The 17391-nt window shown below is 61.0% G+C and carries 16 protein-coding genes; 10 read left to right on the top strand and 6 right to left on the bottom strand.

Going from position 1 to position 17391, the window contains the following annotated elements:
- Positions 1-33: 33 nt before the first annotated feature.
- Positions 34-1272 (bottom strand): MFS transporter, encoded by a 1239-nt coding sequence (locus tag JN756_RS28090; RefSeq protein ID WP_017848282.1) that lies wholly within the window; start codon positions 1270-1272, stop codon positions 34-36.
- A gap of 317 nt (positions 1273-1589) precedes the next feature.
- Here JN756_RS28090 and JN756_RS28085 point away from each other — a divergent pair, with 317 nt between their 5' ends.
- Genes JN756_RS28085 through JN756_RS28075 form a run of 3 tightly spaced genes read left to right on the top strand, consistent with a single transcriptional unit; the run spans position 1590 to position 4218 of the window.
- Complete coding sequence (locus JN756_RS28085; RefSeq protein WP_046381976.1) at positions 1590-3029, top strand: cytochrome ubiquinol oxidase subunit I; 1440 nt, start codon at positions 1590-1592, stop codon at positions 3027-3029.
- Between the two features lies 1 nt (position 3030).
- On the top strand, positions 3031-4038 hold the full coding sequence (gene cydB, locus JN756_RS28080) for a cytochrome d ubiquinol oxidase subunit II (protein WP_046381977.1): 1008 nt from the start codon (positions 3031-3033) through the stop codon (positions 4036-4038).
- A gap of 12 nt (positions 4039-4050) precedes the next feature.
- Positions 4051-4218 (top strand): DUF2474 domain-containing protein, encoded by a 168-nt coding sequence (locus tag JN756_RS28075; protein WP_017848279.1) that lies wholly within the window; start codon positions 4051-4053, stop codon positions 4216-4218.
- A 69-nt stretch (positions 4219-4287) separates the two neighbouring features.
- Here JN756_RS28075 and JN756_RS28070 read toward each other — a convergent pair whose 3' ends face one another.
- Both JN756_RS28070 and JN756_RS28065 read right to left on the bottom strand, forming a co-directional pair.
- Positions 4288-5412, bottom strand: a complete 1125-nt coding sequence (locus JN756_RS28070; protein ID WP_057005115.1) for a methyltransferase — start codon at positions 5410-5412, stop codon at positions 4288-4290.
- 169 nt (positions 5413-5581) lie between these two features.
- A complete protein-coding gene (locus JN756_RS28065; RefSeq protein ID WP_046381979.1) occupies positions 5582-6292 on the bottom strand; it encodes a helix-turn-helix transcriptional regulator in 711 nt (236 codons plus the stop codon).
- A 401-nt stretch (positions 6293-6693) separates the two neighbouring features.
- On the opposite strand from JN756_RS28065, the gene JN756_RS28060 reads away from it, so the two are divergent.
- On the top strand, positions 6694-7470 hold the full coding sequence (locus JN756_RS28060; protein ID WP_046381980.1) for a ferredoxin--NADP reductase: 777 nt from the start codon (positions 6694-6696) through the stop codon (positions 7468-7470).
- 45 nt (positions 7471-7515) lie between these two features.
- On the opposite strand, the gene mscL is transcribed toward JN756_RS28060, so the two are convergent.
- Positions 7516-7932 (bottom strand): large-conductance mechanosensitive channel protein MscL, encoded by a 417-nt coding sequence (mscL, locus tag JN756_RS28055; protein ID WP_017848275.1) that lies wholly within the window; start codon positions 7930-7932, stop codon positions 7516-7518.
- A 287-nt stretch (positions 7933-8219) separates the two neighbouring features.
- On the opposite strand from mscL, the gene katB reads away from it, so the two are divergent.
- From katB to radA, 3 genes are all read left to right on the top strand, one after another.
- A complete protein-coding gene (katB, locus tag JN756_RS28050) occupies positions 8220-9761 on the top strand; it encodes a catalase KatB (RefSeq protein ID WP_201021573.1) in 1542 nt (513 codons plus the stop codon).
- Between the two features lie 137 nt (positions 9762-9898).
- On the top strand, positions 9899-10447 hold the full coding sequence (locus JN756_RS28045; protein WP_104904399.1) for an ankyrin repeat domain-containing protein: 549 nt from the start codon (positions 9899-9901) through the stop codon (positions 10445-10447).
- Positions 10448-10482: 35 nt separating this feature from the next.
- Positions 10483-11850: a DNA repair protein RadA gene (gene radA, locus JN756_RS28040; protein ID WP_017848272.1), complete on the top strand. Its 1368-nt coding sequence runs from the start codon at positions 10483-10485 to the stop codon at positions 11848-11850.
- A 55-nt stretch (positions 11851-11905) separates the two neighbouring features.
- Here the strand turns inward: radA and JN756_RS28035 are convergent, their stop codons facing one another.
- Positions 11906-12274 carry a PilZ domain-containing protein gene (locus JN756_RS28035; RefSeq protein WP_108525513.1) on the bottom strand — a complete coding sequence of 123 codons (369 nt, stop codon included), beginning with the start codon at positions 12272-12274 and terminating at the stop codon, positions 11906-11908.
- Positions 12275-12449: 175 nt separating this feature from the next.
- Here JN756_RS28035 and JN756_RS28030 point away from each other — a divergent pair, with 175 nt between their 5' ends.
- The 3 genes from JN756_RS28030 (at position 12450) to yjiA (ending at position 15845) form a co-directional block, all read left to right on the top strand.
- Positions 12450-14516, top strand: coding sequence for a carbon starvation CstA family protein (locus JN756_RS28030; protein ID WP_057005111.1), 2067 nt, complete (start codon positions 12450-12452; stop codon positions 14514-14516).
- A 15-nt stretch (positions 14517-14531) separates the two neighbouring features.
- A complete protein-coding gene (locus JN756_RS28025; RefSeq protein WP_017737420.1) occupies positions 14532-14729 on the top strand; it encodes a YbdD/YjiX family protein in 198 nt (65 codons plus the stop codon).
- Positions 14730-14885: 156 nt separating this feature from the next.
- A complete protein-coding gene (yjiA, locus tag JN756_RS28020) occupies positions 14886-15845 on the top strand; it encodes a GTPase (protein WP_201021572.1) in 960 nt (319 codons plus the stop codon).
- A gap of 186 nt (positions 15846-16031) precedes the next feature.
- Here yjiA and glyA read toward each other — a convergent pair whose 3' ends face one another.
- Entirely contained in the window at positions 16032-17285 is a 1254-nt protein-coding gene (gene glyA / locus JN756_RS28015; RefSeq protein ID WP_017848268.1) for a serine hydroxymethyltransferase, read from the bottom strand.
- Positions 17286-17391: the final 106 nt, after the last annotated feature.

The following is a 17391-nucleotide window of genomic DNA, read 5'->3' as shown; positions in this document are numbered from 1 at the left end:
GTCACGGATATCCGCACCGGCTGGTGGTGAGGTTCAGCCCTTGGCTTCGTCCAGCGGCACATGCATGCGGTCGCGGTGAGCCAGGGTCGGGAACAGTTTGATCCACGTCCCGGTCACCACCAACGTGCCGATCCCGCCCATGACCACGGCGGGCACGGTGCCGAACCAGTGGGCGGTGATCCCGGATTCGAACTCGCCCAGTTGATTCGACGCGCCGATAAACAGGCCGTTGACCGCACTGACCCGCCCGCGCATGTCGTCTGGGGTTTCCAATTGCACGAAGGATGCGCGGATCACCATGCTGATCATGTCGGCGGCGCCCAGCACCACCAGCACCGCCAGGGAAAACCAGAACGAGGTGGACAGGCCGAAAGCGATGGTCGCCACCCCGAACACTCCGACGGCGGTAAACATCACACGGCCCACGTGTCGGTCGACCGAGAAGCGCGCCAACCACAACGACATCAACAGCGCGCCCACCGCCGGCGCCGAACGCAGCAGGCCCAGGCCCCAGGCGCCGGTCAGCAGGATGTCCTTGGCGAACACCGGCAGCAACGCGGTGGCACCGCCGAGCAGCACGGCGAACAGGTCGAGGGAAATCGCCCCGAGGATGTCCGGCCGGCTGCGGATAAAGCGAATCCCGGCCAGCAGCGAGTCCATCGTGGCCTTGGCCTTGTTCAGCGGCGTCTGGCGCGCGGGCAGGTTGAGGGTCAGCGTGCAGGCAATGAGGTACAGCACCACGGTCGGGCCATACACCCACACGCTGCCGAACGCATAGAGCAAACCGCCGAGGGCCGGGGCGACGATGGTTGCCAGTTGCTGGGCCGATTGCGACGAGGCCACGGCGCGCGGGAACAGCGTGCTGGGCACGATGCTCGGGAGCAGCGCTTGGGTGGTGGGCATTTCAAAGGAGCGCGCGGCGCCGAGCAGGAAGGCGAGGATAAAGATCATCTCGCGGGTCACATTGCCGGTCAGGCCGCCAATGGCCAGGGACACGGCAATCAGCGCCTGCACGGTCTGACAGATAGCCGCCACCTTGCGCCGATCATAGCGGTCGGCCACATGCCCGGTGTGCAGCATGAACAGCACGCGGGGAACGAATTCCACCAGGCCGACCAGGCCCAGGTCCAGCACGTTGCCGGTCAGTTGATAGAGGTTCCAGCCGATGGCCACGGTGAGCATTTGGAAGCCGCTGGCGGTGAAGATCCGCGCCAGCCAGAACGCGATGAAAGGGCGGTGGTGACGCAACAGCAACGCGGGTTCATTGGGCATCGGGAGTTCGGGCCAGCGCGGTAGGGAAACCCGAGATTAGCATCAAGCTGTAACAAACAGTTGCAGAAACTGCGCTGAGGCAAGCTGTCACGCGGCAAAAGACCACACAGGCCAATTACCAAAATGGGACTACTCTTTTGACTGTGATTGATCCAGATCAAAGCTATTTCAGGATTTGTTCTGGCGGCCGCAAGGCCTGACTCCCTACGTGGTTGGTAAAAAAAGAAACGAATTGAAATTCGCCACACTCCATATCCGTGGGGGCAGTGGATGCGGCCTCCAGCCAGCATTCGGTATTACCTGACAGAGGAAGACTTATGTTCGGTTTGGAGGCGCTAGATCTCGCCCGAATTCAGTTCGCGTTTACTATCTCGTTCCACATCCTGTTCCCGGCGATCACCATCGGCCTGGCGAGTTACCTTGCGGTGCTGGAAGGCTTGTGGCTCAAGACCCATAACGATACCTACCGTGACCTCTACCATTTCTGGTCGAAGGTCTTTGCCGTCAACTTCGGCATGGGTGTGGTCTCCGGCTTGGTCATGGCGTACCAGTTCGGCACTAACTGGAGCCGCTTCTCCGACTTCGCCGGCTCCGTCACCGGGCCGCTGCTGACGTATGAAGTGCTCACGGCCTTCTTCCTCGAGGCCGGTTTCCTCGGCGTGATGCTGTTCGGCTGGAACAAGGTGGGGCGCAAGCTGCACTTCTTCGCGACCGTGATGGTGGCCGTCGGCACGCTGATTTCGACCTTCTGGATTCTCGCCTCCAACAGTTGGATGCAGACTCCCCAGGGCTTTGAAATCATCGACGGCCGCGTGATCCCCACGGACTGGCTGGCCGTGATCTTCAACCCCTCGTTCCCCTACCGCCTGATGCACATGGCCACGGCGGCGTTTGTGGCGACGGCGTTCTTCGTCGGTTCTTCGGCGGCCTGGCATTTGCTGCGCGGCAAGGACAACCCGGCGATCCGCAAGATGCTGTCGATGGCCATGTGGATGGCGCTGATCGTCGCGCCTATCCAGGCAGTGATCGGTGACTTCCACGGCCTCAACACCCTGCAGCACCAGCCGGCGAAAATCGCCGCGATCGAAGGCCACTGGGAAAACATCGGCAACGAGCCGACGCCACTGATCCTGTTCGGCTGGCCCGACATGAAGGCGGAAAAAACCAAGTACGCGGTGGAAATTCCCTACCTCGGCAGCCTGATCCTGACCCACTCCCTGGACAAACAGGTACCGGCGCTCAAGGAGTTCCCGCCTGAGGACCGCCCCAACTCGACCATCGTGTTCTGGTCGTTCCGGGTCATGGTCGGCCTGGGTTTCCTGATGATCTTCACCGGCCTGTTCAGCCTTTGGCTGCGTCGGGGCGGCAAGATGTATACGTCCCGGCCGTTCCTGTACCTGGCGTTGTGGATGGGCCCATCCGGCTTGATCGCGCTTCTCGCCGGTTGGTTCACCACCGAGATCGGCCGCCAGCCGTGGGTGGTCTACGGGCTGATGCGGACTGCGGATGCGTCCTCCGGGCATAGCCTGGCGCAGATGAGCATCACCCTGGTGCTGTTCGTGGTGGTGTACTTCGCGCTGTTCGGCGCCGGTTTGGGCTACATGATGCGCCTGGTGCGCAAAGGCCCGGTGGCCCACGACGGCATCGAGCCAACCCACGGTGGCCCAGGCCAGAAACGCACACCGGCGCGGCCGTTGTCGGCGGCCGATGACGGCAGCGATGACGATCACGTCGACCTCCAGCATAAGGGGCATTGAGATGGGTATTGATCTTCCGCTGATCTGGGCCGTGATCATCATCTTCGGCATCATGATGTACGTGGTCATGGACGGTTTCGACCTGGGCATCGGCATCCTCTTTCCGTTCATCCCCGGCAAGACCGACCGTGACGTGATGATGAACACCGTCGCCCCGGTCTGGGACGGTAACGAAACCTGGCTGGTACTGGGCGGCGCGGCATTGTTCGGCGCGTTCCCGCTGGCCTATTCGGTGGTGCTGTCGGCGTTGTACCTGCCGCTGATGCTGATGCTCATCGGGCTGATCTTTCGCGGCGTGGCCTTTGAATTCCGCTTCAAGGCCAAGGACCACAAGCGTCACCTGTGGGACAAGGCGTTCATCGGCGGGTCGCTGGCGGCCACGTTCTTCCAGGGCGTCGCGTTGGGTGCGTTCATCGACGGCATCCCGGTGGTCGATCGCCAGTTTGCCGGTGGCTCACTGGATTGGGCGACGCCGTTCACGATGTTCTGCGGCGTGGCGCTGATCGTGGCCTACGCGTTGCTCGGTTGCACCTGGCTGATCATGAAGACCGAAGGCAAGTTGCAAGAGCAGATGCACGACCTGGCGCGGCCCTTGGCCTTCGTGGTGCTGGCGGTGATCGGTATCGTGAGTATCTGGACGCCGCTGTCGCACCCGGAAATCGCCTCGCGCTGGTTCACCCTGCCGAACCTGTTCTGGTTCCTGCCGGTGCCGATCCTGGTGCTGGTGACCATGTACGGGCTGATCCGCGCCGTGGCGCGCAACGCGCACTACACGCCGTTCCTGCTGACGCTGGTGCTGATCTTCCTCGGCTACAGCGGCCTGGGGATCAGCCTGTGGCCGAACATCATCCCGCCGTCGGTATCGATCTGGGACGCTGCCGCGCCGCCGCAAAGCCAGGGCTTCATGCTGGTGGGCACGTTGTTCATCATCCCGTTCATCCTGGGCTACACCTTCTGGAGCTACTACGTGTTCCGCGGCAAGGTCACCCATGAAGACGGTTATCACTAGGAGGGTCGTTTCATGTCCGGCAAACCTTCGTTGCACGAGATTGAACAGGCTGAGAAGCAACCGCTGTGGCGGCGCCTTGGTTGGTTGGCGATGATCTGGAGCGGCAGCGTGCTGGCCCTGTTCATCGTGGCCAGCCTGATGCGCCTGTTCATGAGCGCGGCCGGCCTGACCACGCACTGACATCCCATCCCGTTGCCTTGCGGCACGGTTTTTTGACCCTGCCCCTCTTTGGAGGGGCGGGGTCTTTTTTTATTTGCGCGCTTTGAGAATGACGAATTTGGGCGTGGCGGCCACTTGCTCGACGCCCCGGAACAGCCGCGCCAACTTGCTGTGATAACCCAGGTGACGGTTGCCGACTATATAAAGGGCGCCGCCGACCACCAACGCTTCGCGCGCCTGCTGGAACATGCGCCAGGCGAGGAAGTCGCCGACCACCTGCTGCTGGTGGAACGGTGGATTGCACAGCACCACATCCAACGATTGCGGTGCCTGCCCGGCCAGGCCATCGTCGGCGCGGACGATGACCTCGCGATCACCCAGGGCCGCTTGCCAGTTCTCGGCGGCCGATTGCACGGCCATGTAGGACTCGTCCACCAAGGTGTAATGCGCGTCCGGGTTCTGCAGGGCGCTGGCGATCGCCAGTACGCCATTGCCGCAACCCAGGTCGGCGACTCGCGCACTGCCAAGGCCCGTGGGCAAGTGTGGCAGGAAGGCGCGGGTGCCGATGTCCAGGCTTTCGCGGCAGAACACGTTGGCGTGGTTGAGCAGGGCGATGGCTGGAGTGTCCAAGGCGTAACGGGTGGGGTAGGGCGAGACGGCGGCCGGGCGCTCCCCAACGGTGGCGATCAACAGCCGCGCCTTTTTGACCGCGAGGGACGCGTGCATCGGCCCGATGTACTGCTCCAGCAATTCACCGGCGGCCCGTGGCAGATGCTTGACCATCGCTGCGGCGATAACTTCAGCGTCCGGCGCCAGTTGGCCCTGCAGGCGGATCAACTGTTCTTCGAGCAGCGCCAGGGTTTTCGGTACGCGGATCAGCACCCGGTCGAATGGCCCGACAGGCACTTGGCTGGCGGGGATGAACGACACCGCATCGAACGCCTTGCCGTTGCGCAGCAGGTTTTTTTCCAGGCCTTGGGCGGCGAGAAACGAGTCGCCGCTGGATGTCACCTGCACATGGCCCTCAAGGCTGGCGGCCAATGCGCCAAAGCTATCGTTAAGCACCAGCACGCGAGTTGCGGCGTTCGGTTGCTGTTCGGCCAGGTAGCTGAGCAGATACTCGTCGGCGGCGTCGAAGGCCTGCAGCGGATCATTGTGCTGCTCGGGTTGGCGGATCAGATCGAGCTGGGCGAACGGGCTTTCGAGCAGGGGCATGGCGGGGGAGGCTCTGGGTAATCGATGGGTGTTCGGCAGGCGCTGTGGCGGCCGGCGGAACCGTCTGAGTGAACTGCGAGGCGGCACCGAGGGGCTGCGTCAACACTCAGAGTTGGCCGTAAATGTTACTTTTTTTTTGGAGTGATTACATGCGGTGTTTCAAAGCGGGTTAAAACAAGCCTGCTTTCGAGGCACAGAGCACCGCAGCGATTTTGTTATTGACGCCCATTTTAGTGAAGATGCTTTTGAGATGAAAACCAATGGTGCGTTCCGACAGGCACAGTATGGCGGCGATATCGGCAGCCGTTTTGCCCAGGGCTGACCATTTGAGGATTTCTGTCTCCCGTGGTGTCAATTTGCAGGCCGAAGGCGCGTTGGGCTTGTCGGCATATTTCTGTGCGACCACCGCATGCATCGCATGACAGAGCCACAATACCTGGCCGGCCTTTTCGTACAGCTCTTCCGGGCTGACCTCGCCCTTGCTGCGTCCCAGAGTCAGCATGCTGAACACGCCCTGGAAATCGTGGACCGCCTGGGTCCATCCAAGATGCACGCCAGAGGACCGGGCCAGTTCCCACAAATTCGGCGCGGCGCCGAACACTTTTTCCTCCCAGACAATCGGTAGTACGCAACGTTTGCAGTGGGTGACAACCGGGTCTACGTCGAAAAAGTGGGCCTGGTCGTACAGGGAGTTCCATTCATTTGGGTAGTTGTTGAGGCAAATCGGTTTGCATGGGTGTGTGGGTCGTTGTGAACTCATCGTGAAGGAACAGAATTGGAAGCCAAGCTCGTAGGTTTTGTTGATGACCATTTCAAATACACTGGTGATCTTGTCCTCGCCTTCCAGTTTAGGGAGTCGTGTATTGCGCCAGTTGACCATCGGAAGCTCTCCATGGAGTTCTTTGTGACTTGGGTACGTCCTGGCCCCCAATGTTGCACGCAAATTAGTGTAGGACACGGACTACACTTGCAGCGGAAATTTTCGTTCTTGTTCGTCGTGTTCTAAGACTCTTTAAGCAGGTGTGCAACTTCCGTCCGCAACTTTTTGCGAAGGTTTGCCCTTTTTTAGTGGGTTTTAGCGTCTGTAATGCGTCACTGACAATCGCACTATGGGGCGATGTTGTGATGTGTCTTGGACTAATAGCCAAATGTTTAGTAGTGCAATTAAATAGCCATCAACTTGTGGTTTTTTTTGCTCTATTCACAATGCCACTACCGACTGCGGGTGTTTCCGCACGTGACTTTGGGGGACACTAGGGCACCTGTAGAACGGAGCTCCCCATGACGGCCAGTGCTGAGAAATTTACCCGCCAGACCCTGCTCGACGTGCAATCGCTGACCCCCAGCCTCTTCACCCTGCGCACCACCCGTGACCCGGGCTTTCGGTTCACCGCCGGCCAGTTCGTGCGCCTGGGGGTGACCAAGGCCGATGGCAGCACGGTATGGCGCGCGTACTCCGTGGTGTCGTCGCCGTTTGATGAGTACCTGGATTTTTTCTCGATCGTGGTGCCTGGTGGCGAGTTCACCAGCGAGCTGAGCCGTCTGCGCGTCGGCGATACGTTGATGGTCGAGCGTCAGGCCACAGGCTTCCTGACCCTGAACCGGTTTGTCGACGGTCGTGACTTATGGTTGCTGGGCACTGGCACCGGAGTGGCGCCGTTCCTGTCGATCCTGCAGGACTTCGAGGTCTGGGAAAAATTCGAGCGCATCATCCTCGTGTACAGCGCCCGGGAAGCCAGGGAGCTGGCCTATCAGTCGCTGATCCAGGGGCTGGCGCAGCGTGAGTACCTGGCCGAGTACGCCCACAAGCTGACCTATCTGCCGCTGGTCACCCGCGAGCAGCACCCCGGCGCCCTGCACGGGCGCATTACCACCCTGATCGCGAATGGCGAGCTGGAGCGCGCAGCCGGCGTCGCGCTGACCCCAGAGCATTCGCGCGTGATGATTTGCGGCAACCCGCAGATGATCGACGACACCCGTCAGTTGCTCAAACAACGCGATATGCAATTGAGCCTGTCCCGGCGCCCCGGCCAGGTGGCGGTGGAGAACTACTGGTAACAAAAAAGGCGCCCCTGGAGGCGCCTTCGTTCAAACCGATACGGCTTATTGCGGTTTGTCGTTCTGTGCCTTGAGCAGATCGCGGATCTCACCCAGCAACACTTCTTCCTTGCTCGGCGTCGGCGGCAGGCTGGGGGCCACGGCTTCTTCGCGTTTCAGGCGGTTGATGGCCTTCACACCCATGAAGATCGCAAACGCGACGATCAGGAAGTCGATCACGCTCTGGATGAACTTGCCGTAGGCCAGCACGACCGCCGGGACATCGCCCTGCGCAGCCTTGAGCGTCACCGCCAGATCAGCGAAGTCCACACCGCCGATCAACAGACCGATCGGTGGCATCACCACGTCGCCTACAAACGAGGAAACAATTTTGCCGAAGGCGGCGCCGATGATAATCCCGACGGCCATGTCGACCACATTACCTTTGACCGCGAAGGCCTTGAACTCACTGATCACGCCCATAGGTTATTCCTTGTTACAGATGAGAAGGGTGGAAGTCAGTGTAAGTCAGTCGTAGCGGGCTTGCCTGACACAACTGTTAACACTGTCGGTTTTTATCGACACATTAAATCGCAAATAGTTTGCAAAGTGCCATCAATCGCGCGCGAAATACCCGCGATTTCAGTGAGTTACCAGATTATTTTCTCAATCGACCCGTTGGGGTTTTTCTATTTATCTTCTGACTCGCGGGTCACTAGCCTCTGGCAAGCACAACTGAATGTGCATTAAAAAAACCAGAGGAAACCTCGATGAACAACCCAATGAGCCGCGCGCCCGTTCTGGCGCGACATGCGCTGGTGCTGGCAACCGTCAGCCTGCTTTCGCTGTCTGTGCAGGCCGCCAACCTGACCCGTGACAATGGTGCCGCCGTCGGCGACAACCAGAACTCGCAAACCGCGGGCGCCAACGGCCCGGTGCTGCTGCAAGATGTGCAACTGATTCAGAAGCTGCAACGCTTCGACCGCGAACGCATCCCCGAGCGCGTGGTACATGCCCGTGGCACCGGCGCTCACGGCACGTTTACCGTCACCGATAACCTCAGCGACCTGACCAAGGCCAAAGTTTTCGCCGCCGGTGAGGCAACCCCGGTATTCGTGCGGTTCTCGGCGGTGGTACACGGCAATCACTCCCCGGAAACCCTGCGCGACCCTCGCGGCTTCGCCACCAAGTTCTACACCGCCGACGGCAACTGGGACCTGGTCGGCAACAACTTCCCGACGTTCTTTATCCGAGACGCCATCAAGTTCCCGGACATGGTCCATGCCTTCAAACCCGACCCGCGCACTAACCTGGATGATGACTCGCGTCGTTTCGACTTCTTCTCCCATGTTCCCGAAGCCACCCGCACCCTGACCGAGCTGTACTCCGACTCCGGCACGCCGGCCAGTTACCGCGAAATGGACGGCAACGGCGTACATGCCTACAAGTTGATCAACGCCAAGGGCGAAGTGCATTACGTCAAGTTCCACTGGAAGAGCCTGCAAGGCATCAAGAATCTTGATCCCAAGCAAGTCACTGAGGTGCAGGGCCGTGACTACAGTCATATGACGAATGACTTGGTCACCCATATCAACAAGGGCGACTTCCCCAAGTGGGACTTGTACGTGCAGGTGCTCAAACCTGAGGAACTGGCCAAGTTCGATTTCGACCCGCTGGACGCCACCAAGATCTGGCCCGGCATACCCGAGCGCAAAGTCGGGCAGATGGTGTTGAACCGCAACCCGGCCAATGTCTTCCAGGAAACCGAGCAAGTGGCCATGGCCCCGGCCAATCTGGTGCCGGGCATCGAGCCGTCGGAAGACCGCCTGCTGCAAGGCCGAGTGTTCTCCTATGCCGACACGCAGATGTACCGCCTGGGCGCCAACGCCCTGCAACTGCCGATCAACGCGCCACGGGTCACCGTCAACAACGGCAACCAGGACGGCGCGATGAATTCCGGCAAGACCAGCACCGGCGTGAACTACCAGCCAAGCCGCCTGTTGCCACGGGAAGAGCCGCAAACCGCGCGCTACAGCCAGTCGCCGCTGGCGGGCAGTACCCAGCAGGCGAAGATCCAGCGTGAGCAGAACTTCAAGCAGGCCGGTGATCTGTATCGCTCCTACAGCAAGAAAGAACGTCAGGACTTGATCGACAACTTCGGCGGCTCCCTGGCCACCACCGACGACGAGAGCAAGCACATCATCCTGTCCTTTCTCTATAAAGCCGACCCGGAATACGGCGCCGGCGTGACCAAGGTCGCCAAAGGTGACCTGGCCCGCGTGAAAGCGCTGGCACAAAAACTCACCGACTAACCCCACCCCCCCTGTAGGAGCGAGCTTGCTCGCGAAGATCTGCCAGGCAACGCGTGCATCCAGGATGCACGCGTCATCGTTGACGTTTTTCGCGAGCAAGCTCGCTCCTACAAGGGTTTTGTAGAGGAGTTGAATCAATGCGTACCTTCATCGGCGCGCTGCTGGCCTGCTGGTCGCTGAGCGGGGTTGCCGGGCAGCCTGCGCCCAATGACGCAGCGGCGCTCAAGGCGCAATTGCAAGGCTACTATTTCGATGCCGCACGTCGCGGCGACCTGCCCATGCTCGATACCTTCATCGACGCCGGCTTCCCCCTCAATACCCAGGACGACAAGGGCTACACCGCACTGATCCTCGCCGCCTACCATGGCGAAAGCGCCTACGTTGAACGTCTGCTCGCCGCCGGCGCCGATGCCTGTGTGCAGGACAAGCGCGGCAACACCGCGTTGATGGGCGCGATTTTCAAGGGCGAGCTGAAGATTGCCCAGCGCCTGCTGGCCACCGACTGCAACCCCGACCAGCGCAACGGCGCCGGGCAGACCGCCGCCATGTACGCCGGGCTGTTCAAGCGTCTCGAACTGCTCGACGAATTGAAGGCCAAAGGCGCCGACCTGAATGCCGAAGACCCGATCGGCAACAGTGCTTCACGATTGGCCGGCGGTGAAATCCGGACCCCGGCGCCGCGCTGAGCTATCATCGCGGTTTTTCGGTTGGAGGTTCTCAAATGGCAAAGGCCAAGCGCATGTACGGCTGCACCGAGTGCGGCGCGACCTTTCCCAAGTGGGCCGGCCAGTGTACCGAGTGCGGGGCGTGGAACACCCTCACCGAAACCATGATCGAAAGCGGCGGCGCCGCGGCCCCCAGCGGCCGTGCCGGCTGGACCGGGCAACAGGCGCAGATCAAGACCCTGGCCGAAGTCAGCGTCGAGGAAGTCCCGCGTTTCTCCACCGCGTCCGGTGAGCTCGACCGCGTGCTGGGCGGTGGCCTGGTGGACGGTTCGGTGGTGCTGATCGGCGGCGACCCCGGTATCGGCAAGTCGACCATCCTGTTGCAAACCCTGTGCAGCATCGCCAGCCGCATGCCGGCGTTGTACGTCACCGGCGAAGAATCCCAGCAACAAGTGGCCATGCGCGCACGCCGCCTGGGCTTGCCCCAGGACCAACTGCGGGTGATGACCGAAACCTGCATCGAAAGCATCATCGCCACCGCGCGGATCGAAAAACCCAAGGTCATGGTGATCGACTCGATCCAGACGATTTTCACCGAGCAACTGCAATCGGCTCCGGGCGGCGTGTCCCAGGTGCGTGAGAGCGCGGCGCTGCTGGTGCGCTATGCCAAGCAGAGCGGCACGGCGATTTTCCTGGTCGGTCATGTGACCAAGGAAGGCGCGCTGGCCGGGCCACGGGTGTTGGAGCACATGGTCGACACCGTGCTGTATTTCGAAGGCGAGTCCGACGGCCGTTTGCGTTTGCTGCGCGCCGTGAAGAACCGCTTCGGTGCGGTGAACGAGCTGGGCGTATTCGCCATGACCGACCGCGGGCTGAAAGAAGTCTCCAACCCCTCGGCGATTTTTCTGACCCGTGCCCAGGAAGAAGTCCCCGGTAGTGTGGTGATGGCAACGTGGGAAGGCACCCGGCCGATGCTGGTGGAAGTCCAGGCGCTGGTGGACGACAGCCATTTGGCAAACCCGCGTCGAGTGACCCTGGGCCTGGACCAGAACCGCCTGGCAATGCTGCTCGCGGTACTCCATCGGCACGGCGGCATCCCGACCCATGACCAGGACGTGTTCCTTAACGTGGTGGGCGGGGTCAAGGTGCTGGAGACCGCGTCCGACCTGGCGTTGATGGCGGCGGTGATGTCTAGCCTGCGCAACCGGCCGCTGCCCCACGACCTGCTGGTGTTCGGCGAAGTTGGCCTGTCGGGCGAGGTGCGCCCGGTGCCCAGCGGTCAGGAGCGTTTGAAAGAAGCGGCCAAACACGGCTTCAAGCGCGCGATCGTGCCCAAGGGCAACGCGCCGAAGGAAGCGCCGCCGGGGTTGCAGGTGATTGCAGTGACGCGGCTGGAGCAGGCGTTGGATGCACTTTTCGAGTAGCCCGCAACAACCGCAGTACACATGTGGGAGGGAGCAAGCCCCCTCCCACCGGTGGTCAGTGCTCCAGCAGCGCGCCCAACTGCCGCTCCAGTTCTGCCTGATCCCCCAGGTTCAACTCGATCAAGCGGCGCAAATGGCTGATCGATTCCAGACTGATGTGCTCGCATTCAAACCCCAGGTGACCGTTCTGGTCATGGGTCAGCCTGACCTGCATCTGCACATCGGTATTGGCGTCCAGGTGGATATCCACATCGAACGACTCGGTGCCGATGCTGTGCCAGGGCGTCGGTTTCTGCACCAACAAGCCCTTCAGCGATAAGTCCACCAGTTGCACCGACCATTCCCGACCGTTCTGCCGGAGTTTGGTCTTGGCATCAAAGGCGATCCGGCGAAAACGACGGCGATCAGACGCATGCTCGGTCATGGTGAAACCCTCTGTGGATGAAGGGATTGTAGCCCTACGCCATTATTGAGGCTTTATTTCTGCTTTTTTTGCCGTGGGAAGGCTCTAGACCAACGTAGGGGGCTGGCCTTTAAGGCCAGTAGCGCTAAACTCGAGCTGGTTGTCCTTTCTGTCCACCCTGGCTGGAATACAAAAAATGAAAAATAATAATAGCCTGCTACGCCACTTACCCTGGCTGGTACTGGCCATAGTAGGTGCGTGCGCTTTGGGCGTAGTGGCCTTGCGCCGCGGCGAGGCGATCAATGCCTTGTGGATCGTCGTCGCAGCAGTGGCGATCTATCTGGTCGCCTATCGCTACTACAGTCTGTTCATCGCCAACAACGTGATGCAACTCGATCCACGACGGGCCACCCCCGCAGTGGTCAATAACGACGGTCTGGACTTCGTCCCGACCAACAAACACATCCTTTTCGGTCACCACTTTGCGGCGATTGCCGGTGCAGGCCCCTTGGTCGGCCCGGTGCTGGCGGCGCAAATGGGTTATCTGCCCGGAACCCTGTGGCTGATCGCCGGCGTGGTACTGGCCGGTGCGGTGCAGGACTTCATGGTGCTGTTCCTGTCTACCCGTCGTAACGGCCGTTCCCTGGGGGATATGGTCCGCGAAGAGATGGGCCGCATTCCCGGGACCATCGCGCTGTTCGGCTGCTTCCTGATCATGATCATCATCCTCGCGGTGCTGGCGCTGATCGTGGTCAAGGCCCTGGCCGAAAGCCCGTGGGGCATCTTCACGGTGATGGCGACCATCCCGATCGCGATGTTCATGGGCATCTACATGCGCTACATCCGCCCGGGCCGCATCGGTGAGATTTCGATCGTCGGCGTGCTGTTGTTGCTCGGTTCGATCTGGCTGGGCGGGCAGATTGCCGCCGACCCGGTCTGGGCCAAGGTCTTCAGTTTCACCGGCATCCAGATCACCTGGATGCTGATCGGCTACGGTTTCGTCGCGGCGGTACTGCCGGTGTGGCTGATCCTGGCCCCGCGTGACTACCTGTCGACCTTCCTCAAAATCGGCACTATCGTCGCCTTGGCCATCGGTATCCTGGTGACCATGCCCGACCTGAAAATGCCGGCGCTGACCCAGTTCATCGATGGCACCGGCCCGGTGTGGAAGGGCGGTCTGTTCCCGTTCCTGTTCATCACCATTGCCTGCGGTGCGGTCTCGGGCTTCCACGCGCTGATCGCTTCGGGCACCACGCCGAAGTTGCTGGCCAGTGAAGGCCACGCCCGGTACATCGGGTATGGCGGCATGTTGATGGAGTCGTTCGTGGCCATCATGGCAATGGTTGCCGCTTCGGTGATCGAGCCGGGTGTGTACTTCGCCATGAACAGCCCGGCGGCGATCGTCGGCTCGGACGTGGTCACCGTCGCTCAAACCGTCAGCAGCTGGGGCTTTGCGATTACGCCTGAGGCGCTGTCGGCCGTTGCCCATGACATCGGCGAAACCACCGTGCTGGCTCGTGCCGGCGGTGCGCCGACGCTCGCGGTGGGTATCGCGCAGATCCTGCACAGTGTGCTGCCGGGTGAAAACACCATGGCGTTCTGGTACCACTTTGCGATCCTGTTCGAAGCGCTGTTCATCCTGACGGCTGTCGACGCCGGTACCCGTGCCGGGCGCTTCATGCTGCAGGACCTGCTGGGCTCCTTCGTGCCGGCGCTCAAGCGCACCGAGTCCTGGACGGCCAACCTGATCGCGACCGCCGGTTGTGTGGCGATGTGGGGTTACCTGTTGTATCAAGGCGTGATCGACCCGCTGGGCGGCATCAACACCTTGTGGCCGCTGTTCGGTATCTCCAACCAGATGCTGGCAGGTATCGCGCTGATGCTGGCGACCGTCGTGCTGATCAAAATGAAGCGCCAACGCTACATCTGGGTGACCATGCTGCCGGCCGTCTGGCTGCTGATCTGCACCACCACGGCGGGCTTCATCAAGCTGTTCGACGCCAACCCGGCGATCGGCTTCCTGTCGCTGGCGAAGAAGTACAGCGATGCGCTGGCCAACGGCCAGATCCTCGCCCCGGCCAAGAGCATCGACCAGATGCAGCATGTGATCTGGAACGCCTACACCAACGCAACGCTGACGGCGCTGTTCCTGTTCGTGGTCTTCAGTATCCTGTTCTATGCGCTCAAAGTCGGCGTCGCCGCCTGGGGCAACAAAGAGCGCACGGATAAAGAAGCCCCGTTCCAGGCCGTACCGGACGCATGATCGAGGATTGCAGCCATGTTCAATGACATCAGTCGCCTCGGTAAATACCTCGGTCAGGCCGCGCGCCTGATGGTCGGCATGCCCGACTACGACACTTACGTCGAGCATATGCAAACCAAACACCCGGACAAGCCGATGATGGACTACAAGACGTTCTTCCGGGAACGCCAGGAAGCCCGTTACGGCGGCAAGGGTGGGCCCAAGTGCTGCTAAGTTGGTAAAACCGCTTTACCTGTAGGAGCGAGCTTGCTCGCGAACAACGCAAGGACACCACGTGCATCCAGATAGCACGGGTTATCGTTGACGTTCTTCGCGAGCGAGCGCGCTCCTACAGTTGTTTTTACCTCCCCATTTTCAGGAGAACTGTCTTTGTCCTCTCCCATTCCCGTCACGGTCCTCAGTGGCTTCCTCGGCGCCGGCAAGACCACGTTGCTGCGTCACCTGCTCAAAGCCGAGCACGGCTTGAAAATCGCCGTGATCGAAAACGAATTCAGCGACGCCGGTATCGACACCCAGCTATTGGGCAACGAGCCCGTGCAAGTCATGACCCTGTCCAACGGCTGTGTGTGCTGCACCATCCACACCGATCTGACCAAAGCCCTGTACCTGCTGCTGGAGCGCCTGGACAGCGGTGAAATCGCCTTCGACCGCCTGGTGATCGAATGCACCGGCCTGGCCGACCCGGCCCCCGTGGCCCAGACCTTTTTCATCGATGAAGAGCTGCGCGAGCGCTACATCCTCGACGGCATCATCACCCTGGTGGACGCGGCCCACGCCGAGCACCACCTGACCCAAACCATCGCCCAGGCACAGATCGGGTTTGCCGACCGCCTGCTGGTGAGCAAGCGCGACCTGGTGGACGACGCCAGCTTCGATGCCCTCAGCCAGCGCCTGACCCGCATCAACCGCCGCGCGCCGATTCGCGTGGTTGACCACGGCGCCATCGACCTGGCCGAGCTGCTCGACGTGCGCGGCTTCAACCTCAACGCCGGCATGAACCTGCGCCCGGTCAGCACAGCGCCGTCCATCGACCGCATCTCCAGCCTGGTGCTGCGCACCGAACAGCCGCTGGATATCGACCGCCTCAGCGAGTTCATGAACGAGTTGTTGGAAGACCACGGCAAGCAACTGCTGCGCTACAAGGGCGTGCTGAACATCGCCGGGGAAGACCGGCGCATGGTGTTCCAGGGCGTGCTGAAGCTCTACGGCTTCGATTGGGATACCGAATGGGCCGAGGGCGAAACGCGGGAGAGTGTGATCGTGTTTATTGCCGATGAGTTGCCGGAAGACAAGATTCGCGAGGGTTTTGCGAAGGTCTATCAAGCCTAACTTGGAAATGCGATCAAAAATGTGGGAGGGGGCTTGCCCCCGATAGCTGTGTGTCAGCCATACATGTGTCGACTGACCCACCGCCATCGGGGGCAAGCCCCCTCCCACATTGGCCGGTATTCCAAATCCTGATCTGCATAAAAAAGCCCGGCTCAAGAGCCGGGCTTTTTATTCAAGCAACTGCAATCAAGCGCCGTACACCGGCAGCTTTTTGCAGATGGCCTTGACCTTCTCACGGACCGCGTCGATCACGGCGTCGTTGTTCAGGTCAGCCAGGATGTCGCAGATCCAGCCGGCCAGTTCCTTGCACTCTGCTTCCTTGAAGCCACGAGTGGTCACGGCCGGGGTGCCGAAACGCAGGCCCGAGGTGACGAACGGCGAACGTGGGTCGTTCGGCACGGAGTTTTTGTTCACGGTGATGAAGGCTTTGCCCAGGGCGGCGTCAGCATCTTTACCGGAGATGTCCTGCTTGATCAGCGACAGCAGGAACAGGTGGTTTTCAGTCCCACCGGATACCACGTCAAAACCGCGTGCGATAAACACTTCGGCCATGGCCTTGGCGTTTTTCACCACTTGTTGCTGGTAAGTCTTGAACTCAGGCTGCAGGGCTTCTTTGAAGCAGACCGCTTTGGCGGCGATCACGTGTTCCAGCGGGCCGCCTTGGGAGCCTGGGAATACCGCAGAGTTGAGCTTCTTCTCGATCTCGGCGTTGGCGCGCGCCAGGATCAGGCCGCCACGCGGACCGCGCAGGGTCTTGTGGGTGGTGGTGGTGACCACGTCAGCGAACGGCACCGGGTTCGGGTAGACGCCAGCGGCGACCAGACCGGCCACGTGGGCCATGTCGACGAACAGGTACGCGCCCACTTTGTCGGCGATGGCGCGGAAACGTGGGAAGTCGAGGATCTGCGAGTAGGCAGAGAAACCGGCCACGATCATTTTTGGCTTGTGCTCGACCGCCAGGCGCTCGACTTCGTCGTAGTCGATCAGGCCGTTGGCATCGATACCGTATTGAACGGCGTTGTACAGCTTGCCGGAGGACGAAACGCTGGCGCCGTGGGTCAGGTGACCGCCGTGGGCCAGGCTCATGCCCAGGATGGTGTCGCCGCCTTGCAGCAGGGCCAGGTACACGGCGCTGTTGGCTTGGGAGCCGGCGTGTGGCTGGACGTTGGCGTAGTCGGCGCCGAACAGTTGCTTGGCGCGGTCGATGGCCAGTTGCTCAACCACGTCGACGTATTCGCAGCCGCCGTAGTAGCGCTTGCCTGGGTAGCCTTCGGCGTACTTGTTGGTCAGAACCGAACCTTGAGCCTCCATTACCGCAGGGCTGGTGTAGTTTTCCGAAGCGATCAGCTCAATGTGCTCTTCCTGGCGCACGGCTTCTTGCTCCATGGCGGCGAAGAGATCGGCGTCGTACTTGGCAATGGTCAAATCACGGCTGAACATGGCGGTCCTCAAGGATCGGGGGGCAGAAAAGGAAGGCATTCTAACCTAATGGGTTTTAGATGGCATATGAAAGGACGTCATGTCGCGGACAAGTGGTGTTCATCTG

This window comes from Pseudomonas sp. Y39-6 (assembly GCF_023651955.1).
Classification (GTDB): Bacteria; Pseudomonadota; Gammaproteobacteria; order Pseudomonadales; family Pseudomonadaceae; genus Aquipseudomonas; species Aquipseudomonas veronii.
The sequence above is the reverse complement of the archived record's forward strand: the minus strand, read 5'-3'. Positions and strand labels throughout refer to the sequence as shown.